The sequence below is a fragment of the Mycobacterium neglectum genome (assembly GCF_002591975.1).
GTDB lineage: Bacteria > Actinomycetota > Actinomycetes > Mycobacteriales > Mycobacteriaceae > Mycobacterium > Mycobacterium neglectum.
The window spans coordinates 1-23,629 of the sequence record NZ_NVQE01000027.1; the positions used below are offsets into that span (position 1 = coordinate 1).

Consider the following 23,629-nt stretch of genomic DNA (forward strand, 5'->3'; position numbering starts at 1 on the left):
AGGCCGGGCGGCCAGTCCTTTCAAGCCGCACCACCAAGGCCGGCTAAACCGATGCAGCCTCACCCGGCCCACCCGGGTCACAGCACAACGTAACAACACGAAGTAACTGCACCTACGAACTTAAGGAGTCCGATGTGCCCGACCTGGACGCCGCCGTCGACGGGATACCGGTCATCCCGCCCAACGCGCACATCGCGCTGGCCCGACACCGCACCGCCGACGAGCAGTTCCTGCGCAGGCCCTACAACTACGACGATCAACCCGGTGCGGGTCGCACCACCGACAGCGGGCTCATCTTCGCGTCCTATCAGCGTGACCCCGCGCGCCAGTTCGTCCCGGTACAGGAGCGGCTGGCGGCCGCCGATGCGCTCAACCAGTGGATCACCACCATCGGATCGGCCACTTTCGCGGTCCTGCCCGGTGTCGGATCACCTACCGGATATCTGGGCCAGACGCTGCTCGAATCCCATCGATGAACAGTCCACGGGCGCGCCGCGCCTCACCGGACTTGTCGGCGGCCGGACCTACACTCGCGATGCCTGGCGAAGACACGGCGTAAGCAGCGGATCGGCCGCGCGTGAGTAGAAGGGGGATGGTTCGAGATGCGATTCATACACACCGCAGACTGGCAGCTCGGCATGACCCGCTACTTCCTCAACGGCGAGGCGCAGCCGCGCTATTCGGCCGCGCGTCGCGATGCCGTCGCCGGGCTGCACACGCTGGCCGTTGACACCGGTGCCGAGTTCGTCGTCGTGGCGGGCGACGTCTTCGAGCACAGCCAACTCGCACCCAAGGACATCAGCCAGTCGCTGGAGGCGATGCGCGCCATCGGCGTGCCGGTGTATCTGCTGCCGGGCAATCACGATCCGCTCGATGCGTCGTCGATCTACACCAGCCCGCTGTTCGTCGCCGAATGCCCGGACAACGTGACGGTCCTGGACCGCCCCGGTGTGCACGAGGTGCGGCCCGGCCTGCAACTGGTGGCGGCACCGTGGACATCCAAAGCGCCGTGCGCGGATCCGGTCGCCTCCGTGCTCGACGGCCTACCTGCCGACGGAGTGGCCCGCGTCGCTGTCGGCCATGGCGGTGTCGACATCTTCGTTCCCGATAAGGACCGGCCTTCGCTGATCCGGCTCGCGGCACTGGAGGCTGCCGTCGCCCGCGGCGCCGTGCATTACGTGGCGCTGGGGGACAAGCACTCTCGCATGCAGGTCGGTTCCACCGGCCGGATCTGGTACTCGGGCTCGCCGGAGGTCACCAACTACGACGACATCGAGTCCGATCCCGGCCATGTGCTGGTCGTCGACCTCGACGAGGCCGAACCCGGCGCGGCCGTGCGAGTCGAACCACGCAAGGTCGGCCGGTGGCGGTTCGTGACGCTTCGCCGTTCCGTTGACAGCAGCCGTGACATCGCCGACCTGGACCTCAACCTGGACCTGATGCCGGACAAGGAACGCACCGTGGTGCGAATCGGGCTGACCGGTTCACTGACGGTGACCGACAAGGCGGCGCTCGATGCGTGCCTGGACAAATATTCACGCCTCTTCGCGGCACTTAGCCTGTGGGACAAGCAGTCCGACATCGCGGTGACACCCGCTGACGGCGAGTTCGACGACCTCGGAATCGGCGGATTCGCCGCCGCCGCCATCGACGAGTTGGTCACCGTAGCGCGATCCGACGGCGATGACGGCGACGACGCACGTGCCGCGCTGGCTCTGCTGCTGCGCCTGGCCGACAGGGGTGTGGCATGAAGCTGCATCGCATGGTCTTGACCAACTACCGTGGCATCACCCACCGTGAGGTCGAGTTTCCCGATCGCGGCGTGGTGGTGGTCAGTGGCGCCAACGAGATCGGCAAATCGTCGATGATCGAGGCACTGGACCTGCTTCTGGAGGCCAAGGACCGGTCATCGAAGAAGGAGATCAAACAGGTCAAGCCGACGCACGCCGACGTCGGTGCCGAGATCACTGCTGAAATCTCCACCGGCCCTTATCGGTTCGTCTATCGCAAGCGGTTTCACAAGCGGTGCGAGACCGAATTGACCGTGCTGGCGCCGCGGCGCGAGCAGTTGACGGGCGACGAGGCGCACGACCGGGTCCGGGCCATGCTGGACGAGACCGTCGACACCTGCCTGTGGCAGGCCCAGCGGGTGCTGCAGTCGGCGCCCACTTCGGCGGTGGACCTGTCCGGGTGCGATGCGCTGTCGCGTGCACTCGACGTCGCCGCCGGTGCGGCCGTCGCACTGTCGGACGCTCCCGCTTCGGGCGCCAACGGCACCGACGCGCTGCTGGTCGACCGCATCGAGGCCGAGTACCTCGGCTACTTCACCCGAACCGGGCGTCCCACCGGCCCGTGGGCCGCCGCAACGAGCCGGCTGCGCGCCGCCGATGAGGAGCTGGCCCGTTGCGCGGCCGCCATCGCCGAGGTCGACGAGGGGGTCCATCGGCATGCGGCGCTGACCGCCGAGTTGGCCCAGCTGACCGCCGAGCGCATAGACGCTTCCAAGGAGCTCGCGACGGCCCGGGCCGCCGCCGATGCTGTCGCCGCGCTGGCCGGCCAGCTCAAACAGGCTCAGCAGGTCGCCGCCGCCGCGGACGCCGTCCGCACCACCTCGGTTGCGGCGGTGAACGAGCGGCGCAAGCTCGTCGAGGGGATCGGTCAGCGGGCCGCCGCCGTCGTCGAGCTCGAGGCTTCCGCCGTCGAAGCGGCCGAGGCGCTGACCACCGCCGCCGAGGTGCAGCAGGCGGCCGACGCGGTGGCCGAGCAGGCGCGAAAGACGATGGCCACCGCCCAGGCCCGCGCCGATGCGGCGCGCGGAACTGTGGACCAGCTGGCGGCCCGCGACGAAGCCGACCGGTTGTCGTCACTGTTGGCCAAGATCGCTGGCGCACAACGCGATCTGGCGGGCACCGATGCCGAGCTCGCGGGCATCACGCTGACGGGTGAAGGAATGCGGGCCATCGAGACCGCGAACGCTGCGGTCGATGTGGCGCTGGGGCAGGTGGAGCTGGTATCGGCACACGTCGAACTCGTCGCACTCGGCGATATCGAGGTGCGCCTGGATGGCGAATCCCGCGTTCTTGCGGCGGGTGAGACGTGGTCGGCGAGTATCAGCGCGCAGACCGACGTTGAAGTCCCGGGGGTACTGACGGCACGCCTGGCGCCGGGCACACCGGCATCGGAGACACAGGCCAAACTGCTTGCCGCCCAGGCGGTTCTGGCTGCCGCGCTGACGAAGAACGGTGTCGCCGATGTGGCCGCGGGCCGTATCCTCGACCAGCGGCGTCAACATTTGACGGCAACGCGGGATCGGCTGGGCGCCCGCATCGAGGCACTGACCGGTGACGCATCGGTTGACCAGCTGCGGACCCGGTTGGCCGAGTTGACCGCCCGGCAGCCCGCCACCGCTGACCTGTTCGGAACCGATGCGGGCACCGCGCGGGCCGAAGTGGATGCAGCAACGGCGGCGGTGGCCCATGCGATCGCGGACTGCGACAAGCATCGCAAGGTCGCCGAAGCAGCGGTAAAACTGCTGGGGGAGCGACAAACCCGCGTCGCGCTGCTGCGGGACAAACTGTCCACCGAGCAGGGACAACTCGCAATGGCGCGGGACGAGCTGGCGCGACAGCGAGCGACGACCACCGACGAGGAGCTGACCGCCAAGGCCGCGGCGACCGACGAAGAACTGCGCCGCGCGAATGTCCTGGTCGCCGGGCTCAGCGACGAGCTGGCGGGCGCGGCTCCCGACCAAGTCGCTGCCGCGCTCGACGAAGCCACCCGTCGTGCCGATGCGGTGGGCCGCGGCCACGACGCGGTGGCCGAGTCGTTGCGTGAAGTGACGACGCAGCTGAAGGTCTACGGCACCGAAGGCCGCAAGGCGCAACTGGACGCCGCGGAAACCGAACGCGAGCACGCCGAGGCGGAATACCAGCGGGTGCAACGTCGTGCCCGGGCCGCGGAGCTGCTGCGTGCGGTGATCACACGGCACCGTGACGCCACCCGATTGCGCTATGTCGACCCGTTCCGCAGCGAGGTGGAACGGCTCGGTCGCCTGGTCTTCGGCAGTAGTTTCGAGGTCGAGATCGACAGTGATCTCAGGATCTGCAGCCGTACCCTGTCGGGCCGCACGGTCCCATACGAGTCGTTGTCCGGCGGGGCCAAGGAGCAGTTGGGCATCGTCGCCCGGTTGGCAGGCGCGGCGCTGGTGGCCAAGGAAGACACCGTCCCGGTGGTGATCGACGACGCGCTGGGATTCACCGATGCCGATCGCCTGGTGAAGATGGGCGCGGTGTTCAACGCCGTCGGCGGAGACGGGCAGGTCATCGTGCTGACGTGCAGCCCGCAGCGGTACGCGGGCGTCGACGGCGCTCATCACATCGCACTGTCGACGTAATCTTCCCAATCTGCGCGAGCCCGCCACGCCTCGCGCGCAGGACTCATAGACTCCGGCGGATGGACGCCGACTACATCGTTGTGGGAACGGGCTCCGCCGGATCGGTGGTGGCCAACCGTCTGAGCGCGGATCCGTCCGCCGAGGTCGTGGTGCTCGAAGCTGGGCCGAAAGACAAGGACAAGTTCGTCCACATCCCCGCGGGCTTCGCCAATCTGATGCGTAGCGCGATGGATTGGGACTACCGGACGGAACCGCAGAAAGAACTCGACGGACGCGAGATCTATTGGCCGCGAGGCAGAATGCTAGGCGGCTCGTCGTCGATGAACGCGATGATGTGGGTGCGCGGCTTTGCCGCTGATTACGACGAGTGGGGTGCCGCCGCCGGTGATCAGTGGGACTACGCCCATCTCGAACCGTACCTGTCCCGGATCGAGAACGGCCCGTTGTCGATCGCGCGTCAGCGCAGCCCGCGTTCGTCCACCGCCGCGTGGCTGAAGGCCGTCGAGGAATGCGGCTATCGAGTCGAGGAGCCCAATCAAGCTGAGCCGGAGGGCTTTTGCGAAACACGCGTCACTCAGCGGCGTGGTGCCAGGTGGAGCACCGCGGATGCCTACCTGCGGCCCGCGCTCAAGCGCCCGAACTTGACTCTGCTGACCGAGGCCGCCGCGACGAGGGTGATCTTCGAAGGGCGCCGTGCCGTCGGCGTCGAGTTCGACAAAGGCGGAAACACGCAGACGGTTCGGGCGCGGCGTGAGGTGGTGCTGTGCGGCGGCGCGATCAACAGTCCGCAGCTGCTGATGCTCTCGGGAATCGGTGACCGCGACCAACTCAACGAACACGGCATCGACGTGGTCGCCCAGTCACCGGACGTCGGCGGCAAACTGCTCGATCATCTGGTGGTGCCGCTGGGATTCGACGTGCCCAACGACACGCTGTTCGCAGCGGAGAAGCCGCTGGAACTGCTGAACTACTTCATCCGCAGGCGCGGCATGCTCACATCCAACGTCGGGGAGGCATACGGGTTCGTGAAGAGCCGCGCGGACCTCGAATTGCCTGATCTGGAACTGATCTTCGCGCCCGCACCGTACTTCGAGGAGGGGATCGGCGACCCGTATGCGGGCCATGCCGTCGTCATGGGTCCCATCCTGCTCAAACCGCACAGCAGCGGCACCATCACGTTGCGGTCCTCAGATCCGAAGGACAAGCCGATCATCGATCCGCGCTATCTGACCGATTCCGCCGGTGCGGACCGCGACGCCTTGATGGCCGGACTGCGGATGTGTGCGACGATCGCGAAATCGCCGGCGCTGAACGGCATCATCGGTTCGATCGCCAGACCGCTGAATGCCACGATCCTCGACGACGAAACCTTGGACCGGGCACTGAATTCGTTGTCGCACACCCTCTATCATCCGGTGGGCACCTGCCGGATGGGTGGCGATGACGCCAGTGTGGTCGATCCGCAGCTGCGGGTCCGCGGCGTCGAAGGGCTGCGGGTCGCCGACGCATCGGTGATGCCGACGATCATCCGCGGGCACACCCACGCCCCCAGCGTGCTGATCGGTGAGAAGGCCGCAGACCTCATCCGCTCCAGTTAGGCGGGGGAGTCGGGCTTGGCCCTCATCGCCTTGCGCGCCGCATTGGCCAGCACTTCAGGCCCGGTGGTCAGTGCCTTGCGCCACGGTGGGACGCCGTCGATTTCGATCTGGATCGTGAAACTCAACACCGTCCGGATCAGGACGATCATCCCGAGAACGGCGGCGTCGGTCAGTGAAGGCGTCGACGTTACGGTCTTGACGATGTCCGCAGCGACAAGCAATTCGAGGCCGAGAAGAATTGCTCCGCCGAGTGATTCCCGCAGTGTCTTGAACGCGCGACCGCCATTCTTGGTGCGCACCCAGGTGACGATCGACAGCGCGAAGGCGAAGGCGAACCCGACGACCATCGACGAAACGCCCAGCACCTCGAACGCCTGCGTCGCCCGCTCGAAGAACTCTTCGGTTCGCACGTTGCCTCGGCTCAGTTGGGTGATCGATTCGTTCCGCGACTCTATAGAACCTGCGCCCGTGAGGGGCACAATGTACGACGATGACCATGAACGCCAGACGCCGGCGCGCACACGACAAACTTGCGGCGCTTCCCGGTGTTCGCGCCGTCCGGCGGCCGGTGGTAAGCGGTGCGGGCGGCGCTGACGACGAGTTCGACCTCTACTACGTGCGGTCCGGACGCAAGAGCCCACACCCGCTGGTCGTGATCCCAGGCGGTCCGGGCGCGGCCTCCGTCGCGCTGTACAGGGGATTTCGCCGTCGCGCCGCGGCCGAAGGCCTGGACGTCATTATGATCGAACACCGCGGTGTCGGCCTGTCGCGCCACGATGACCGCGGTGCTGACCTGCCGCCGGAGGCGTTGACCATCGGCCAGGTCGTCGACGATGTGGCGGCGGTACTCGACGACGCGGGCGTCGAAAAGGCAGTCATCTACGGCACCTCGTACGGCACCTATCTCGCCGCCGGGTTCGGCGTGCGCCATCCCCAACGCGTGCATGCGATGGTGCTCGACTCACCCGTGCTTTCCGCCCAGGACATCGATGCGGTCCGCGAGGCGGCCCGGCGGTTGCTCTGGAACGGCGACGATCCCGAGACCGCCGATCTGGCGCCCAAGGTGCGACGGCTGGTCGGCGATGACCAGTTGACTCCAGCGGCCACCCAGCTGGCGATCGCCGTCTACGGTCTCGCCGGGCCCACCCTGCTGCGGCGCCAACTGGACCTGCTGCTGACGGGCAAGCACTGGCTGTGGTCGGGCATGGCCCAGGCCACCCGGCTCGTGCTGGAGCGCGAGGCGCCGTACCGAAACGAGCCGGACCTCGTCAATCGCATCGCCTACCGCGAGCTCAACTACGGGGCGACCCCCGACGGCAAGCCGTTCGATCCCGCGGTGGCATATCGCGAAGCTGACACGGGGACAACAGAATTCGATGCCGAACCGTTTGATCTGGTCGCCGAGATGCCGAAGTTCACCTGGCCCACGGTGGTGATCTCCGGGGGGCGCGACCTGATCACCCCACCGACGGTGGCAGAGCGGGTGACCTCGCTGATCCCGAACTCAGTGCTGGTCAGCCTGCCGACTGCGGGCCACAGCATCGTCGATCTGCGGGAGAGCGCGGCTCTGGACATCGTCGAGGCCGTCTACGACGGCACGGTCGAAACGCTGCCCGAACGTCAGGCCGCCCTGGACTCGAAACCCGCCGGGATCGGAGTCCGGGCGTTGATCTGGGGTATCGAGGCGGCGGCGACCCTGGAGTCGGCGGTGCCCGCGGTGGTTCCCCGAACCGTACGCAGGGCTACTTCATGAAGCCGATCTTCGAGTAGTCCGCATCGGCCAGGCCGAACGCGCCGAAGTTCGCCAAATTGCTTCGCGCCGCGATGTTTCCGGTCGACTGAGTCAGGGGAAGGCTGAAAACCTCTTCGAACAGCAGCGTGTCGAGTTCGTTTGCGAGCGTTCGCGCCTTCGCCGGATCCAGCTCGCTGACCGTCTCCTCGATCTTGGCGTCGATCTCCGGGCTGCTGATATTTCCGAAATTGCTCTCTGCATCCGTGCGATAGATCTGAGTGAGGCTCGAGAGCGGGAAAGCGTCGCCGCTCCAGGAGAATTGGGCGATGTCGAAGTTGCCGACCGTGATGTAGTCGGTGAAGAAGCCCTGCGCGGGCCGGATGTCGAGATCGAGCTTTACGCCGATCTGAGCAAGGTTGTTCTGCGCGATCTGGGCGTACTGTCGCGTGCCGAGCGAGTCGAAGAGCACATCGCGGATGACCAGTTGTTTACCGTCCCTTTCCCGGAACTGCCCGTTCATCCGCCAACCGAGATCATCGAGTTCCTGCTTGGCTTTCTCGGGGTCGAAGGCGACGACGCCGCTGTTGTCCTGGTAGCCCTCCTGGCCGGCGACATAGATGTGATTGTTCAGCGGCACCGGGTTGTCGGCGAGCCCCCGCTGGACCACCGCGGCGATGGTGTTGCGATCGATCCCCCGCGCGACGGCGCGTCTCAGTGCCGGATCGGCCAGGATTCGGTCCGGAGACCCGTTGAATGTGAAGTGGTACCAGCCGAGCCCGGGGGCGCGACGGATGGTGATGCCCTGGGTGCGTCGGGCGATCTCCATCTCGTCGAGCGTGGCGAGGCCGGTGGCGTCGATCGTGTTGTTCTGCAGCGCGGGAATCCGAGCGGCGTCATCCAGGATCAGGTAAGTGATGCTGTCGAGCAGTGGCGGCTCCCCCCACCATTTGGGGTTGCGCGTCAACGTTATCCGCTGAGCGCCGCGGTCGAGGTTGGAAATGATGAACGGTCCCGCCGACGGGCCCGGTCCGTTGAGCTGCGCCCGGTTGAACGCTTCCGGGGTGGCCGTCGAGGCCTTCGGCAGCAGCATGGTGCTGCCCGCGAACATGCCGCGCCAGTCGGACCAGGGCTTGGCGAATGTCATGACGGCCTGTCGGTCGTCGACTCCGCGTTCAACCTTCTCGACGCGATCGCTGCCGTTGGTGGCCGCGATCGCGAACCCCTTGTCCTTGCCGCTGGTGGCGTTGATCTGGGACTGCAGGTCCTCCCAGGTGATCGGGGTGCCGTCGCTCCACACGGCTTTGGGGTTGATGGTGTACGTGACCACCTGCGGGTTGGTGCCCGTCAACTCGATGCTGGTGAAGTAATCGGTGTTTACCGTGGGTGAGCCGTCGGCGCCGATCCGGAACGCCCGCGGCATGGTGGGCCGCTCGATAGAGGCGACGTCGCCGGTATTGCCGTCGATATGAAGTGAGTTGAAGTTTGGCGGGAAGTCGTTGAGCGCCAGCCGTAGGTTGCCACCCTGCTTCAGGTTCGCGACGTCCTGGGGATTGATGTCGTTCGTGCTGCCGACCTCTGCGGATCCGCCCGCCGACGGCGCTTCCTGGTTGCTGTCGGAGCAGGCCGTCAGGGTCAGCGCAGCGATCACAGTTGCCGCAACGAAGCGTCGGGTCTTCATGCCGACCGACTCTAAAGCGTGCCGAACAACTCTGGTGAGGTGAGGTGTCGTCACCGCCCTTCTCGGGCGTCGTCAGTTCAGGCGGCGGGTGCGGCGTGAACGTCGGTTTCCGCGTCTTTCGGGCTGGTTTCACCAACACGCAGGTGGTGGTCAGAGCCGTCCCGTCGGCGGACCTTGGTGGCCCGGCCTCCTGCTTGGGGGTCCGGGGATCGGTGAGAGTCGTAGTGGTCCTGGCCCCAACGGGCCAGGTTTGTCGCCGCGTTGAGGTCACGATCCAGGCAATGTTCGTTAACGCAGACGAACACCCGATCAGCCAGGCTCAAATCGCTGCGACGTACACCGCAGATTGAGCAAAGCCGACTTGACGGATACCAGCGGTCTGCTTCGACGAGCTGGCCTGCGCGCCACGCCTGTTTGTATCTGAGCAGACGTGCAAACTCGGCCCACCCGGCATCGGAGATCGCGCGGGCTAGACGATGGTTGGCGAGCATTCCTTGTATGTTCAGGTTTTCAATGACAAGCCGGTCGTGGGTCTTGACCACCTCGCCTGACACCTGGTGCAAGAAATGCCGACGCACATTGGCGACGCGCTGGTGATGCCGCCCCAAGCGGGCGGCGGCATCTCTGCGGTTCTGTGATCCCTCCTTTTTGCGCGATAGCGACTTTGCCAGCCGCTGTTGCTGTTTCATGCTGGCGGCTAGTGCCTTGGGGGCGTCGACAATGCGGGCGAGCTCGGCGCCGGCGGCGTCGGCGGCGACCAGAAACACCGACAAGCCGCGATCCAGACCGACCCAGCCGTCCTGCTCACCGTCGGGTCGCTGCCGATGCCGCAGGGCGGGGTGCAGATCGGCGGCCGCCACGTTGAGCGCCACCCACCATCGGCCGCTGTGACGGCTGACTGTGGCAAAGCAGATGGTGGCCCGGCCCTTGGTCAGCATGCGCCGTAGCGCTCGAGTGTCGTCGTGGACCCCGATGGCGCCGATGCCGGGCAGGGTAACTGAGCGCGGTCGATCGTTATCGCCGACTCGAATCGCGGCCGGTCTGCTTTTTCGTTGCTTGTTGCGCAGCCGAAACGACGGCCTCACCGTGGTCTTTCTCTTGAACCGGGGAAACCCGACCTTCTGGCCCGCCCGTTTCCCCGAGCGCGAATCCGACCAGGCTTTCAGCCCGTTGCCCAGGTCGACTGCCGCTTCCTCGAAAACCTGCTGACACAGCTGATCCCGCCATGCCAGGCCTGTCACCGCGACCTCGGCAACGCCTGCACTGTCAACAGTGATGATCCGGCCGGCATCCTCGGTCTTCTTCCACGCGTTAAATGCGTTGATCAGGTCGAACCCCGTCCATGGCACCGCGGTGTCCGGGTCGGTGCGCCGCCGTGTGAGCTCGCTTTTCACCACCTGTAAGCATTGGTTGAACGCGAACCGTGAGGCCCCCGCGTGGCGGGCCAGCGCTTGTTCCTGCTCGACCGTCGGATCCAAGCAGAAGCGGAATGTGGTGTGCCGATCCATCGCCAATGACTGTCGCACACCACACCGACAACCCCCGGCGAGCAGCGATGTACCGGTCCATCCAATCACCGCCGGACTCATATGACCCACGCGACGCCACCTGCTTCGGCGACGCACCCGGAGCGTCCTCTAGCGGCGATTGACCTCTGGTTGCGGAACCGCAGCTAGCAATCGGCGGGTGTACTCGTGTTGCGGGTTGTTGAACACCTGGTCACCGTCGCCCTGTTCGACGATCGTGCCCTTGTACATCACCACCACCCGGTGAGCGAGGTGCTTGACCACGGACAGGTCGTGCGAGACGAACAGATAGGACAGCCCGAACCGCTGCTGCAGATCCAGCAGCAGGTTGATGATGCCCGCCTGGATCGAGACGTCGAGTGCGGAAACGGGCTCGTCGAGCGCGAGGATCTTGGGTTGGGTGGCCAACGCCCGCGCAATACCGATGCGCTGTTTCTGGCCACCGGAGAACTCTGCGGGGTATCGGGCGGCGTCTTCCCGTCGCAACCCGACGATGCCGAGCAGCTCGGCAACTCTGTCGTGGATTCGAGCCTTGTCGAACCCGTTGGCCTGCAACGGTTCGGCCAAGACGTCGAACACCGGCAGCCGTGGATCCAGTGCGGCCACCGGGTCCTGAAACACCACCTGCAGATCGCCGCGCAGCGCCCGGCGGGACCGAGCATCCAGAGTCGCGACGTCGGTGCCGAGCACTTCGATCGAACCCGACTGCGGCGCGCTCAATTCCAGAATCTGGTGCAGAGTCGTGGACTTGCCCGATCCCGATTCGCCGACGATGGCCAGCGTGCGCCCCTGTTGCAGTTCGAAGCTGATGCCGTCGACCGCGCGCACCTCACCGATCTGTCTGCGGAAGACGACACCCTTGGTGAGTTTGTAGGTCTTGACCAGATCCCGGACGCGCAGCACGACGGGTGAGTCGGCATCGGGCCGTACGTCGGGTGCGGCGGTGGACACGCCGTAGATATCGGCGGCGCTGCGGCCGGCGACCTCATCGGTTCGAATGCAGGCGGCACGGTGGGTTGGCGCTATTTCGAGCAGATCCGGTTCGGCGGTGCGGCAGTCGTCGATGGCAAGCGGGCAGCGGGGCTCGAACGGGCACCCGGGCGGCAGTGCGGCCATCGACGGCGGAGCGCCGGGTATCGGTACCAGCCGAGCGCCCTGGTGGGCATCGAATCGGGGCACGGAGCCGAGTAGCCCAGCGGTGTAAGGCATTCGGCGGTCGCGGTACAACTCTTGGACCGGCGCGATCTCGACGGGTCTTCCGGCGTACATCACCAACGCGCGGTCGGCGAACTCGGCGACCACCCCGAGGTCGTGGGTGATGATCAGAACGCCCGCGCCGGTCACGTCGCGCGCGGTTTTCAGCACGTCGAGGATTTGCGCCTGCACAGTGACATCCAGAGCGGTGGTGGGCTCATCGCAGATCAGCAGATCGGGATCGTTGGCGATCGCGATGGCGATGACGACCCGCTGCCGCTCGCCGCCGGACAGCTCGTGGGGAAAGGCTCGCGCCCGCCGTTCGGGCTGGGCGATGCCGACCAGATCCAGCAGTTCGATTGCCCGGTCCCGAGCCGTTCGCCGTGTGGTGCCGGGTTGATGGATCTCGATCGCCTCGGCGATCTGATCACCGACGGTGTACACGGGTGTCAGTGCCGACATCGGGTCCTGGAACACGGTCCCGATGGTCTTCCCGCGAATCTCGGACATCCGTTGATCGGAAAGTCCGATGAGCTCGTCGCCGTGCAGCCGAACCGAACCGGACACCGCGGCGTACTCGGGCAGTAGGCCGACGACGGCCATCGCACTCGCGGACTTACCGGCACCCGACTCGCCGACGAGCGCGACGACCTCTCGCGGGTCGACGTGAAAGTTCATCCCCCGCACCGCATTCACGGTGTCAGAGTCGGTCGGGAAGGCGACCGTCAGGTTACTCACCTCGAGAAGGCTCACTTGCGGGCCTTCCGTCGCAAAGCGCGGCTGCCGGGGTCGAGCGCATCGCGCAGGCCATCGCCGACGAGGTTGGCGCAGAAGATGATCAAGACCAGCACACCGGCGGGGAACAAGAAGAGCCACGGGAACGTCGTCGCCGACGGGGTGCCGCTGGCGATGAGGGTTCCCAGCGATACGTCGGGTGGCTGCACGCCGAAGCCCAGGTAACTCAGTCCGGTCTCGGCCAGGATCGCTATGCCGACGTTGAGCGCGGTGTCGATGATGATGATCGACGCCACGTTCGGGAGGATGTGGCGAATGATGTTCCTCGTATCGCGCACACCCATATATCTTGCGGCCACAACGAATTCGCGTTCGCGCAGGCTCATCGTCATGCCTCGCACGATGCGGGAGCTGATCATCCAGCTGAAGACGGACAGCAGAACGATCATCCATACGGTGTCGCCCTTGGTGCGCTGCACGACGATGGTGATGAGCAGGAAGCTCGGCACCACCAGCATGAGGTCGACAACCCACATCAGGGTGCGATCGCGCCAGCCGCCGAAGTAGCCGGCGATGGTCCCCACGGTGGCGGCGATGATTGTCGAGATGAACGCCACGCAAACGCCGATGAGCATGGATTTCTGCATTCCACGCAGCGTCTGAGCCAGCAGATCCTGACCGAGCCCGTTGGTGCCGAACCAGTGGCTGGTGCTCGGCGGCTGCTGCAGTGCGAAGTAGTCCAGATCGCTGTAGCTGTATGGCAGCAACGGCGGCAGCGCATAGCAGCCGACGAACAGCAGCAAGAGGATGGCGATTGACACGACAGCGGGTTTGTTGCGCAGGAACCGTCGCAGCACGAGGGTGCGCCGCGATGCGAAGGACGCAACAGCGAGGCCGGAATTCGCGGTCGTCGAAGAGTCGGCCGTCGTGGGCGACGAATCGGCAGGAGTCACGGGTTCGCTCATGTCACCCGCACCCTCGGGTCGAGTGCGGCGTAGATGACGTCGGAGAGCAGGCCGGCCAACAGGACCGTCACACCCGCGAATACCGCGATGGCGGCGATGATGTTGATGTCCTGGGTGTTGAGGCCCTGGATGAACCATTCACCCATGCCATGCCACCCGAAGATCTTTTCGACGAACACCGCTCCGGTGAACAGGCCCGCGAAACTGTAGGCGAACATCGTTGCCATCGGGATGAGCGCGGTCCGCAGCCCGTGTTTGAACAATGCCTTGCGGCGGGTCAACCCTTTGGCGCGGGCGGTGCGGATGAAGTCCTGCCCGAGCACGTCGAGCATCGCGTTGCGTTGGTATCGGCTGTAACCGGCCATCCCTCCCAGCGCCAGGGTGAGGGTGGGCAGCACCAGATGCTGGAGACGATCGACGAACTGGTTCCAAGCACCGCCGACCGCGTCCGGCGACGTCTCCCCGGTGAACTCGAACAGCTGGACCCCCAGCGCAGAGTTGGCTCCCAGTGCCGACAGGATCAACAGGGTGGCCATCACGAATGACGGTGTGCTGATCACCAGCAGCGAGAGGGCGGTGATGACGCGATCGCTGAGCCGATACTGGCGAATCGCGCCCCATGCGCCGATCATCACTCCGGCGACAGTGCCGATCACCGAACCGAGGACGAGTAGGCGCAGGCTGACGCCGATGCGCCGCCACAGCTCGTCGCTGACCGGTTGGCCGCCGACCGTGGTGCCGAAATCGCCGTGGACAACCCCGGACGCCCAGAGTCCGTACTGGACCAATATCGGCTTGTCGAGGTTGAGTTCGACCCGCTTCGCCTCGATGACCTCCTGCGGTGGACGCGGATTGCGGCTCTGCAGATTTTCGAGGGGATCGAACTGCCACGATGCCAGAGAGAACACCACGAACGAGGCCAGCGCCAACAGCACCAGGTAGTTGAGCAGCCGACGCGAAAGGAAGCGCGTCATTCGGTCGGTCCGCACGTGGGCTGCATGCGCACAGGCTATGAGATCGGGGCGGCCGACCTCTGGACAACTCACATGTGGCGTACAGCGGGTGTCCAGATTCGGCGCGTTCAGTGGTAGTCACCTGCAGTTTTCGCGGTGGCCGCGATCGGCCCGATGGTGGCCCAGGAGCACGACGGCGGCGGCGAAGAGGGAGTCGATGACCGTCAGTGCGATAAGTGCACAGGCGACGCCGTCCGAGCAGGGGCCGCCAGAAAACTCGTTTCGTCGCTGTCCGCATCGGTTACCCAACATGTAGACGGGCAACGACGAGCCCGTAGCGCACTGTTCCGATGGGCCGTTTCGTTCGATCGAAGCGGCTCACCTGAAACCGGATAGGAGTGGTCAAGGTGAATTCGAAGCAGATCAAGCTGGGTTCGGCAACACTGGGTGCCGGCGCTCTGATTGCAATGGGCGCTTTCGGCGTCTCCAGCGGCACGAGTGCTGCTCAAGACGAGCCGGATCCGCCAGGGCCGGCGACGTCGGAGGTTGTCGTGAGCGAAACCACGGTTGTGGTCCCCGACGTCACGGCGGTACAGCCCCAGCGTCCGAACTGACAGTCCGGATCAGGTTCCGGTGGCTCGAGTAGGGCTGGCCGGAACCTGCTTGGACGGTGTTGGCCGACTATCGACCGGGCGATTCACAGCTGGCACATAGCCAGCGCACAGTGATAGCCCACTGACCGGTCGATAATGGACGTGTGGTGAGTCCCAACGGTTCGGCGGTCAGCGACCCAGAGCCCGGGCGCGTCGTGATGCGTCGGGCCGACGGTAACCCCATTCATGTGCTGGTTGTCGACGACGAACCAGTCCTCGCCGAGTTGGTGTCGATGGCCCTTAGATATGAGGGCTGGGAGATCGTGACGGCGGGCGACGGAGCGAGTGCCATCGCCCTTGCCCGCGAGACCCCACCCGATGTGGTCGTGCTCGACGTGATGCTGCCGGACATGAGTGGGCTGGATGTGCTGCACAAACTGCGCGAGCAGATTCCGGGTCTGCCGCTGCTGCTGCTGACCGCCAAAGATTCGGTCGAGGATCGGATCGCCGGTCTCACCGCGGGTGGTGACGACTACGTGACGAAGCCATTCAGCCTTGAAGAGGTGGTACTGCGACTGCGCGCCCTGCTGCGACGCACGGGGGTCACCAGCGAATCGGGCGGTGCGAAGATCGTGGTCGGGGATCTGGTGCTCGACGAAGACAGTCACGAAGTGACCCGCGCGGGCGAGTTGATCACACTGACCGCGACCGAGTTCGAGCTGTTGCGGTTCATGATGCGCAACTCCAAACGTGTGCTGAGCAAGGCCCAGATCCTCGACCGGGTATGGAGTTACGACTTCGGCGGGCGATCCAACATCGTGGAGTTGTACGTCTCGTATCTGCGCAAGAAGATCGACATCGGGCGCGAACCGATGATCCACACACTGCGCGGCGCCGGTTATGTCCTCAAACCCGCACGCTGAACCGGCGGGTCGGACGCGGCTTCGTTCGCCGCGCACGTGGTCACTTCGAACGCGGCTGCTCGTGTCACAGATCATCCTTCTGACCTTGGTGTGCGCAGGCATGGGTGTCGGCACAATGATTGCTCTGCAACACTTTCTGACCAACCAGCTCGACCGCCAGCTGGCTGAGACGGGCACGCGCTCTGCGGGCCTGTTCGAACTTGGCCCGCCCCCGCCCGGTTTCCCCGGGCCGCCGGGCTTTCCGCGCCGGATGATCATCCGCGACGACGTGGGGCCCGGCCCGGCCTTCCTCAACGCGCCCGGTCAAGCAGCGCGAACGGTCGGCGCGGTGATCTCGCGCGGCACGCCTGTCGACGCCGGTGTCATCACTGCCGACGGCACTCGCAGCCAGATCAGTTCCACCGCAGCGCAACAACTCGCCAGTATCGAGCCCAACGAAGTGCCGACAACGGTTCAGCTCGACGGTCTAGGCCGCTACCGAGTGATCGCGATGCGCGCGCACGGGCCTGGCGAGACGATCGTCACCGGCCTGCCCACCTCCGAGGTCGATGACACCCTGCTCACCGTCGCGATCATCTTCAGCGTGGTGGGTGTCATGGCGCTGATCGGCGGGACCACGGCCGGGATCCTGATCATCCGCCGTCAACTCGCGCCGCTGTCAAGGGTTTCCGCGGCGGCACGGCAGGTGGCCGACCTCGAGCTCGATCGCGGCGAGGTCCGGCTGCCCACGCCGATCGTCGAGGTGGATCCGGCGGGCGCGCACACCGAGATCGGGCAGCTCGGTTCTGCACTGAACCGGATGCTCGACCGCATCTCCGACGCGTTGTCCGCCCGGCACGCCAGCGAGACCAGGGTGCGTCAGTTCGTCGCGGATGCGAGCCACGAGCTGCGCACGCCGCTCGCGGCGATCCGCGGCTATACCGAACTGGCACAACGCAAGCGCGGTGATGTCCCCGACGATGTGGCGCATGCGATGAACCGCGTCGAGTCCGAGACGGAGCGGATGACCCAGCTGGTCGAGGACATGCTGCTGCTGGCCCGCCTGGACACCGGGCGGCCGTTGCAGCAGGAGGCAGTGGATCTTTCGCGATTGGTCGTCGACACCGTCAGCGACGCCCACATCGCCGGACCTGACCATCAGTGGTTACTCGACCTGCCCGACGAGCCCGTCGTCGTCATCGGTGACGAAGCGCGTCTGCATCAGGTGTTGGGCAACCTGCTCGCCAACGCGCGCACCCACACGCCGCCGGGCACGTCCGTCACGACGTCGTTGGCGCGATCCCCCGGCGGAGGCGCGGTGCTAAAGGTGGTCGACGACGGTCCCGGCATCGCAGAGTGGCTGCAACCCGAGGTCTTCGAGCGGTTCGCCCGCGGCGACACGTCGCGCTCCCGGCGCGGGGGCAGTACCGGGCTGGGACTCGCGATCGTCGCCGCCGTAGTCAAAGCTCATCGCGGCGCGATCGAGGTGGACAGCGAGCCCGGATCGACGGCTTTCACCGTGACCTTGCGGGGCGATTCACAGATAAATCACAGTGCGAGCCCATTCGGGGCATAGCGGGGCCGGACAGGGTCGTCGTAGTGACGACCACCCTCGCCCTCTCTGACGAGCACACGGACAAGGCCCCGACACGCAGGGCGAAAGGCCACCTTTCCGTTGTCTCGCGGGTGCAACTCGCCGTCCTGCTTGTGGCGACGGCGGTGCTGTACCTGTGGAACCTGTCGGCCAGCGGGTGGGCGAACGCCTTCTACACGGCGGCGGCGCAGGCAGGCGCCAGCAACTGGACGGCGATGCTGTTCGGGTCCAGCGATGCCGCGAACGCGATCACCGTGGACAAAACACCAGCGGCGCTATGGGTCATCGACATATCGGTTCGGCTGTTCGGCCTGAATCCGTGGAGCGTGCTGGTGCCTCAGGCGCTCGAGGGGGTCGCGGCGGTCGCGCTGCTGTACTTCGCTGTCCGCCGTGTCGCCGGAGCTGGGGCGGGACTGTTGGCCGGTGCGGTGCTCGCGCTGACGCCCGTCGCAGCGCTGATCTTTCGGTTCAACAACCCTGATGCGCTGCTCGTACTGTTGTTGGTCGCTGCGGCATACTGCGTGCAACGGGCATGTGAAAAGGACGCCAGCCGTTGGTGGTTGGTGGCTGCGGGCGTTGCGGTGGGATTCGGCTTCCTCGCCAAGATGCTGCAGGCGTTCCTGGTGCTGCCCGGATTCGCGGCGGCCTATCTGGTCGCTGGGCACCGCCCGCGCAAGCGCCGCCTCGCCGACTTGTTGATCGCGGCCACCGCCGTCGTGGTCTCCGGCGGGTGGTACCTCGCGCTCGTCGAACTATGGCCGACGTCCGCGCGGCCGTACATCGGAGGTTCGCAGCACAACAGCATCATCGAATTGACACTGGGCTACAACGGTTTAGGCCGGTTGACGGGCAACGAAACCGGTGGACTGGGCAATCTCAACCACGACGTCGGCTGGGGCCGGCTGTTCGGCGTGGGGATGGGGTCGGACATCGCGTGGCTGCTGCCCGCGGCGGTGATCTGCGTCGTGACGGGCGTGATCGTCACGCGGCGCGCACCCCGTACCGACCCGACCCGCGCCGCACTCATCATCTGGGGTGGCTGGCTTGCCGTCACCGCGGTGGTGTTCAGCTTCGCCAACGGCATCGTGCACTCGTACTACACCGTTGCTCTCGCACCTGCCATCGGTGCATGCATCGGCATCGGGGCAACGCTGTTGTGGCAGAGACGATTCGACGTCCGAGCGGCGGTCACAATCGCCGGTGCTGTGCTCGTCACCGTCCTCCTTGCCGCGGAGTTGCTGTCCCGTCACGCGGAATGGACGCCGTGGCTGCGCGCGAGTGTCATGGTCGGGGGAGTAGCCGCGGCGACGCTGCTGCTGGTCTCCAGTCGGATGGGGCCGAATGTCACGCGGTCAATCGCCACCCTGGCGCTCGTGTCGTGTCTGGCCGCCCCCGCGGCCCACTCGATCGCGACCGCGGCGTCGTCCCACAGCGGCGCGATACCGACCGTCGGACCGACCCATCACTCGTTCGGCGGTGGTAGGGCCGGGCCACCGGCGGGACTGCTGGACTCGCCCAAGCCCGGGCAGGCACTTTCGGCAGCACTGGCCAACGGCGCCGGTAACTACACCTGGGCCGCAGCGGTCATCGGTTCCAACAACGCCGCGGGATATCAGCTGGCGAGCGGGGCGCCGGTGATGGCCGTCGGGGGTTTCAACGGCACCGACCCCGCACCCACGCTCGAGGAATTCCAGAACTATGTGGCGACGCGGCAGGTCCATTACTTCATCGGCGGCCGGATGCTGACCGGGCGTTGGGGATCGTCGAACAGCGGCAGCCGTGAGTCTGCATACATCGCGCAGTGGGTGGAGACGCACTACACCCCAATTGTCGTCGACCACGCGGTCGTCTATGACCTCAGCGTGCTGCCGCGGAATTCATAGCTGGCATACAGCTTGGCCCAACGGCCAGCACAACCTGCACCTCGAACATGGGTTTCATGACCGATACCGCCCTCGAACGTGGCACTTCTGCTCGGAGGACAATCCAACGGCGACCCAACGCCACCGAGATCGCGCGCGATGCAGGCGTGCCCGTGCTCGACGTGGTGGTGCCGGTGTACAACGAACAGTCCGCCCTAGCCGACTCGATCCACCGACTGCACCGGCACCTTCGGGACCACTTTCCGTTCTCGGCGCGCATCACCATCGCCGACAACGCAAGCATCGACGACACCCAGCAGATCGCCACCGAACTCGCGGCCGAGCTGAGCGGCGTCCGTGTCGTGCGGGTGCCGGAGAAGGGGCGAGGCCGGGCGTTGCACGCGGTGTGGTCGGCGTCTGATTCGCCGGTGCTGGTCTACATGGACGTGGACCTGTCCACCGATCTCGCCGCACTCGCCCCGCTGGTGGCTCCGCTGGTATCAGGCCATTCCGATCTGGCGATCGGCACCCGGCTGGGCCGCGGCTCGCGGGTGTCGCGAGGCGCCAAACGTGAGGTCATCTCCCGCTGTTACAACTGGATTCTGAAATCTACTCTCGCAGCTGGCTTTTCCGATGCGCAGTGCGGATTCAAGGCGATTCGGGCCGACGTGGCGAAACTGCTGCTGCCCCACGTCGAGGACACCGGATGGTTCTTCGACACCGAACTGCTGGTGTTGGCCGAACGCAGCGGTCTGCGCATCCACGAGGTCCCGGTGGACTGGGTGGACGACCCGGACAGCCGGGTGGACATCGTCGCGACCGCCGCCGCTGATCTGAAGGGCATCGGCCGGCTGCTGCGCAGCTTTGCGAAAGGGACCATTCCGGTGAATACGATCGCCGCACAGCTCGGTCCGCCCGGGTTGACAGCGGCGCCGCGCTCACTGTTGCGGCAAGCGGTGCGGTTCGGTGCCGTCGGAGTGGTGTCGTCGGTGGCGTACATCGCGCTGTTCATGGCGATGCAGGGATCACTCGGCGCGCAGTCGGCGAACCTGATCGCGTTGCTGCTCACCGCGATCGGCAACACCGCGGCCAACCGCCGCTTCACGTTCGGTATCGGCGGCAGGACGAACGTGGCCCGCCATCACGTCGAAGGCCTCATCGTGTTTGCGATCGCGCTGGCGATCACCAGCGGATCGCTGGCCGTGTTACACCTGTTAGTCGCCGATCCACACCACCTGATCGAGCTCGTCGTGCTGGTGATGGCCAACCTGATGGCCACCGCCGCGCGGTTCGTCCTCTTGCGCGGGTGGGTGTTTCACCCCCGCCGGGCCCACTGACCTTCTCTGACAATCTCCTGACCGAAAAGGCAACTCATCGATGACCATCACCGACGCCCAACCGCACACGACGCCGGCTGCCGACGACCCTGCCAACGGCGCGCAGCCGCGCTGGGTTCGACCCGCGCTGTTCTCCCTTCTAGCCGCGACCGCAGTGCTTTACCTGTGGGGACTGGGGTCATCCGGCTGGGCCAATGACTACTACGCAGCAGCTGTGCAGGCGGGCACCCAGGACTGGAAGGCCTGGCTGTTCGGCTCGCTCGACGCGGGCAATGCGATCACCGTCGACAAGCCGCCCGCGTCACTGTGGTTGATGGTGTTGTCCGGCAGGATCCTCGGCTTCAGCGCCTTCACGATGCTCCTGCCCCAGGCGTTGATGGGGGTCGGTGCCGTGGGGACGCTGTATGCGACTGTCCGCCGGTCCAGCGGCCCGGCGGCGGGCCTGATGGCTGGCGCCGCGTTGGCGTTGACCCCGGTCGCGGCGTTGATGTTCCGGTTCAACAATCCCGATGCCCTGTTGGTGTTGTTGTTGGTGGTGGCCGCGTACTGCATGGTGCGCGCCATCGAAACCGCGAGCACCCGCTGGATCGCCCTGGCGGGCGCCGTGATTGGCTTTGCATTCCTGACGAAGCAGCTACAGGCTTTCTTGATCGTCCCCGGTTTGGCGCTGGCGTTCCTCGTCGCGGCTCCGGTCGGCATCTGGAAGCGCATCGGAAAGCTGGCCATCGGCGGTATCGCGATGGTCGTGTCGGCCGGCTGGTATCTCGTGCTCGTCGACCTGTGGCCCGCCGATTCCCGGCCGTACATCGGCGGCTCATCGGACAACAGCCTGCTCCAGCTCACGTTGGGCTACAACGGAATCGACCGTGTGCTCGGCGGCGGCGAAGGGCGCCCGCCCGGCGGACCGCCCGACGGCCCGGGGGCGGACCTCGGCGGGGCGCACAACGTGTTGTTCGGTGGGGAGCCGGGCCTCGGCCGATTGTTCGGCCATTCGATGGGCACCCAGGCGTCGTGGCTGCTACCTGCCGCACTGATCGGTCTGCTCGCAGGGCTGTGGTTGACCCGGCGTGCGGTCCGCACGGACAATCTGCGTGCCGCGCTGCTGCTGTGGGGCGGCTGGCTGATCGTTACCGGTGCGGTGTTCAGTTTCATGGATGGCATCATTCATCCCTATTACACGGTTGCATTGGCGCCGGCGATCGCGGCGCTGATCGGTATCTCGGCGCGAGAGCTGTGGCGTAGCAGGGAGTTTCTGAGATCGCGCATGCTGGTGGCGAGCATGTTGGCGGCCACCGGCGTATGGGCCTTCATCCTGATGGACCGCACGCCGGAGTGGTGGCCGGCGGTGCGCTGGGTGGCGTTGGTGGGCTCAATCGTCGTCGCATTGATCCTGGTGTTCGGGGCACACCGTGTCGGCCGTTGGACGGCACTCTTGGCAGCGTGTGCAATGCTTTTCGGTGTTCTCGGGCCTGCCGCGTACTCAATCCAGACGGTGACGAATGCTCACAGCAGTGGACCGATGGCAATGGCAGGCCCGAGCAGTAACGCCCAGATCGGGCCGCCGGGCGGTCCTGACGGTCCGCCCCGCGGTGCCGTCGACAATCCTTTGCTTGAAGATCTCGTCAGACGCGCTGACAACCGTTGGGCAGCAGCGACCGTCGGATCGATGACGGCGGGCAGTCTCGAATTGAAGACCGGCGCGTCGGTCATGGCGATCGGCGGATTCACCGGCTCGGACAACTCGCCGACACTCGCGCAGTTCCAGGACTACGTCACCAACCATGACGTGCGGTATTTCATCTCCGGAAACCACGACGGCCCACCGCCGTGGCGGGAGTCTGGCACTTCGAACGACATCACGGCCTGGGTGAAGCAGAACTTCACACCGGTCGATATTGCCGGCACGACGGTGTACGACCTCGACGCACCGATCAGTAAGTGATGCGTCCGGGGCCAGCACCCTCGCCATTTTGATCGGGATGATTCTCTTCGCCTCGGACGCCACTGAGCGGCGATACAGTCGAAAGATGTCTGTGACCGACGACTACCTGAAGAACAACGAGGCCTACGCGAGCTCCTTCTCAGGCCCGCTGCCGCTGCCGCCGAGCAAGCACGTCGCCGTGGTGGCGTGCATGGACGCCCGGCTCGACGTGTACCGAATGCTCGGCCTCGGCGACGGCGAGGCCCACGTCATCCGCAATGCCGGCGGCGTGATCACCGACGACGAGATCCGCTCGCTGGCCATCAGTCAGCGGTTACTCGGCACCAGAGAGATCATCCTGATCCATCACACCGACTGCGGGATGCTGACCTTCACCGACGACGGGTTCAAACAGCAGATCCAGGACGACACCGGCATCAAACCGGAGTGGGCCGCGGAGGCGTTCATCGACGTCGACGAGGACGTGCGTCAGTCGCTGCGCCGCATCGAGGCCAGTCCCTTTGTCACCAAACACGAGTCCCTGCGCGGCTTTGTTTTCGACGTGGCGACGGGCCGTCTCAACGAAGTGACGCTCTAGACCCTCCGCCGTGGGCCCCCGCGGCTGGGGACGCACGGTTGTCAACGG

General features: G+C 65.9%; 17 protein-coding genes and 1 pseudogene. 12 read left to right on the forward strand and 6 right to left on the reverse strand.

The window, feature by feature from the left end; genetic code table 11:
• Positions 1-125 precede the first annotated feature (125 nt).
• The 4 genes and pseudogenes from CSQ99_RS19920 to CSQ99_RS19935 all read left to right on the forward strand — a co-directional run.
• A pseudogene (locus CSQ99_RS19920) lies at positions 126-476 on the forward strand (Dyp-type peroxidase); the annotation flags it as partial.
• 126 nt (positions 477-602) lie between these two features.
• Positions 603-1,751, forward strand: a complete 1,149-nt coding sequence (locus CSQ99_RS19925) for a metallophosphoesterase family protein (protein ID WP_099040745.1) — start codon at positions 603-605, stop codon at positions 1,749-1,751.
• A complete protein-coding gene (locus CSQ99_RS19930) occupies positions 1,748-4,393 on the forward strand; it encodes an AAA family ATPase (protein WP_099040746.1) in 2,646 nt (881 codons plus the stop codon). The genes CSQ99_RS19925 and CSQ99_RS19930 overlap by 4 nt, the downstream gene beginning before the upstream one ends.
• A 59-nt stretch (positions 4,394-4,452) precedes the next feature.
• Positions 4,453-5,991, forward strand: coding sequence for a GMC family oxidoreductase (locus CSQ99_RS19935; RefSeq protein WP_099040747.1), 1,539 nt, complete (start codon positions 4,453-4,455; stop codon positions 5,989-5,991).
• Here CSQ99_RS19935 and CSQ99_RS19940 read toward each other — a convergent pair.
• Complete coding sequence (locus CSQ99_RS19940; RefSeq protein ID WP_099040748.1) at positions 5,988-6,401, reverse strand: DUF1622 domain-containing protein; 414 nt, start codon at positions 6,399-6,401, stop codon at positions 5,988-5,990. The genes CSQ99_RS19935 and CSQ99_RS19940 overlap by 4 nt on opposite strands.
• Before the next feature lie 80 nt (positions 6,402-6,481).
• On the opposite strand from CSQ99_RS19940, the gene CSQ99_RS19945 reads away from it, so the two are divergent.
• A complete protein-coding gene (locus tag CSQ99_RS19945) occupies positions 6,482-7,744 on the forward strand; it encodes an alpha/beta fold hydrolase (protein ID WP_099040749.1) in 1,263 nt (420 codons plus the stop codon).
• Here the strand turns inward: CSQ99_RS19945 and CSQ99_RS19950 are convergent.
• The 5 genes from CSQ99_RS19950 to CSQ99_RS19970 all read right to left on the reverse strand — a co-directional run bounded on the left by CSQ99_RS19950 (position 7,734) and on the right by CSQ99_RS19970 (position 14,795).
• Positions 7,734-9,401, reverse strand: coding sequence for an ABC transporter family substrate-binding protein (locus tag CSQ99_RS19950; protein WP_099040750.1), 1,668 nt, complete (start codon positions 9,399-9,401; stop codon positions 7,734-7,736). The two genes, CSQ99_RS19945 and CSQ99_RS19950, sit on opposite strands and share 11 nt — an antisense overlap.
• Positions 9,402-9,478: 77 nt before the next feature.
• A complete protein-coding gene (locus tag CSQ99_RS19955; protein WP_176561110.1) occupies positions 9,479-10,909 on the reverse strand; it encodes an RNA-guided endonuclease InsQ/TnpB family protein in 1,431 nt (476 codons plus the stop codon).
• A gap of 129 nt (positions 10,910-11,038) precedes the next feature.
• A complete protein-coding gene (locus tag CSQ99_RS19960; RefSeq protein WP_099040752.1) occupies positions 11,039-12,874 on the reverse strand; it encodes a dipeptide ABC transporter ATP-binding protein in 1,836 nt (611 codons plus the stop codon).
• The gene (locus CSQ99_RS19965) at positions 12,871-13,821 is read right to left on the reverse strand and encodes an ABC transporter permease (protein ID WP_099040753.1); all 951 of its coding nucleotides are present in this window, start codon (positions 13,819-13,821) and stop codon (positions 12,871-12,873) included. Before CSQ99_RS19965 ends, CSQ99_RS19960 begins: the two co-directional genes overlap by 4 nt.
• Positions 13,818-14,795, reverse strand: a complete 978-nt coding sequence (locus tag CSQ99_RS19970; RefSeq protein WP_099040754.1) for an ABC transporter permease — start codon at positions 14,793-14,795, stop codon at positions 13,818-13,820. The genes CSQ99_RS19965 and CSQ99_RS19970 overlap by 4 nt, the downstream gene beginning before the upstream one ends.
• A gap of 386 nt (positions 14,796-15,181) precedes the next feature.
• Here CSQ99_RS19970 and CSQ99_RS19975 point away from each other — a divergent pair, with 386 nt between their 5' ends.
• From CSQ99_RS19975 to CSQ99_RS20005, 7 genes are all read left to right on the forward strand, one after another.
• Positions 15,182-15,388 carry a hypothetical protein gene (locus CSQ99_RS19975; RefSeq protein WP_099040808.1) on the forward strand — a complete coding sequence of 69 codons (207 nt, stop codon included), beginning with the start codon at positions 15,182-15,184 and terminating at the stop codon, positions 15,386-15,388.
• A gap of 197 nt (positions 15,389-15,585) precedes the next feature.
• Positions 15,586-16,290 carry a response regulator transcription factor gene (locus tag CSQ99_RS19980; RefSeq protein WP_099040809.1) on the forward strand — a complete coding sequence of 235 codons (705 nt, stop codon included), beginning with the start codon at positions 15,586-15,588 and terminating at the stop codon, positions 16,288-16,290.
• Positions 16,268-17,845 (forward strand): sensor histidine kinase, encoded by a 1,578-nt coding sequence (locus CSQ99_RS19985; protein ID WP_099040755.1) that lies wholly within the window; start codon positions 16,268-16,270, stop codon positions 17,843-17,845. The genes CSQ99_RS19980 and CSQ99_RS19985 overlap by 23 nt, the downstream gene beginning before the upstream one ends.
• Positions 17,846-17,868: 23 nt before the next feature.
• A complete protein-coding gene (locus tag CSQ99_RS19990; RefSeq protein ID WP_099040756.1) occupies positions 17,869-19,746 on the forward strand; it encodes an ArnT family glycosyltransferase in 1,878 nt (625 codons plus the stop codon).
• Positions 19,747-19,793: 47 nt separating this feature from the next.
• Positions 19,794-21,062: a bifunctional glycosyltransferase family 2/GtrA family protein gene (locus tag CSQ99_RS19995; protein ID WP_425437843.1), complete on the forward strand. Its 1,269-nt coding sequence runs from the start codon at positions 19,794-19,796 to the stop codon at positions 21,060-21,062.
• A gap of 40 nt (positions 21,063-21,102) precedes the next feature.
• A complete protein-coding gene (locus tag CSQ99_RS20000; protein ID WP_099040757.1) occupies positions 21,103-23,004 on the forward strand; it encodes an ArnT family glycosyltransferase in 1,902 nt (633 codons plus the stop codon).
• 85 nt (positions 23,005-23,089) lie between these two features.
• Positions 23,090-23,581, forward strand: a complete 492-nt coding sequence (locus CSQ99_RS20005) for a beta-class carbonic anhydrase (RefSeq protein ID WP_099040811.1) — start codon at positions 23,090-23,092, stop codon at positions 23,579-23,581.
• The last annotated feature ends 48 nt before the right edge of the window (positions 23,582-23,629 follow it).

What these genes read in the sequence shown, in the direction of transcription:
- CSQ99_RS19925 (WP_099040745.1), top strand. Translation starts at nt 603, where the DNA reads ATGCGATTCATACACACCGCAGACTGGCAGCTCGGCATGACCCGCTAC.
- CSQ99_RS19930 (WP_099040746.1), top strand. Translation starts at nt 1,748, where the DNA reads ATGAAGCTGCATCGCATGGTCTTGACCAACTACCGTGGCATCACCCAC.
- CSQ99_RS19935 (WP_099040747.1), top strand. Translation starts at nt 4,453, where the DNA reads ATGGACGCCGACTACATCGTTGTGGGAACGGGCTCCGCCGGATCGGTG.
- CSQ99_RS19945 (WP_099040749.1), top strand. Translation starts at nt 6,482, where the DNA reads ATGACCATGAACGCCAGACGCCGGCGCGCACACGACAAACTTGCGGCG.
- CSQ99_RS19950 (WP_099040750.1), bottom strand. Translation starts at nt 9,401, where the DNA reads ATGAAGACCCGACGCTTCGTTGCGGCAACTGTGATCGCTGCGCTGACC.
- CSQ99_RS19955 (WP_176561110.1), bottom strand. Translation starts at nt 10,909, where the DNA reads ATGGATCGGCACACCACATTCCGCTTCTGCTTGGATCCGACGGTCGAG.
- CSQ99_RS19965 (WP_099040753.1), bottom strand. Translation starts at nt 13,821, where the DNA reads ATGAGCGAACCCGTGACTCCTGCCGATTCGTCGCCCACGACGGCCGAC.
- CSQ99_RS19970 (WP_099040754.1), bottom strand. Translation starts at nt 14,795, where the DNA reads ATGACGCGCTTCCTTTCGCGTCGGCTGCTCAACTACCTGGTGCTGTTG.
- CSQ99_RS19980 (WP_099040809.1), top strand. Translation starts at nt 15,586, where the DNA reads ATGCGTCGGGCCGACGGTAACCCCATTCATGTGCTGGTTGTCGACGAC.
- CSQ99_RS19985 (WP_099040755.1), top strand. Translation starts at nt 16,268, where the DNA reads ATGTCCTCAAACCCGCACGCTGAACCGGCGGGTCGGACGCGGCTTCGT.
- CSQ99_RS19995 (WP_425437843.1), top strand. Translation starts at nt 19,794, where the DNA reads ATGGGTTTCATGACCGATACCGCCCTCGAACGTGGCACTTCTGCTCGG.
- CSQ99_RS20000 (WP_099040757.1), top strand. Translation starts at nt 21,103, where the DNA reads ATGACCATCACCGACGCCCAACCGCACACGACGCCGGCTGCCGACGAC.
- CSQ99_RS20005 (WP_099040811.1), top strand. Translation starts at nt 23,090, where the DNA reads ATGTCTGTGACCGACGACTACCTGAAGAACAACGAGGCCTACGCGAGC.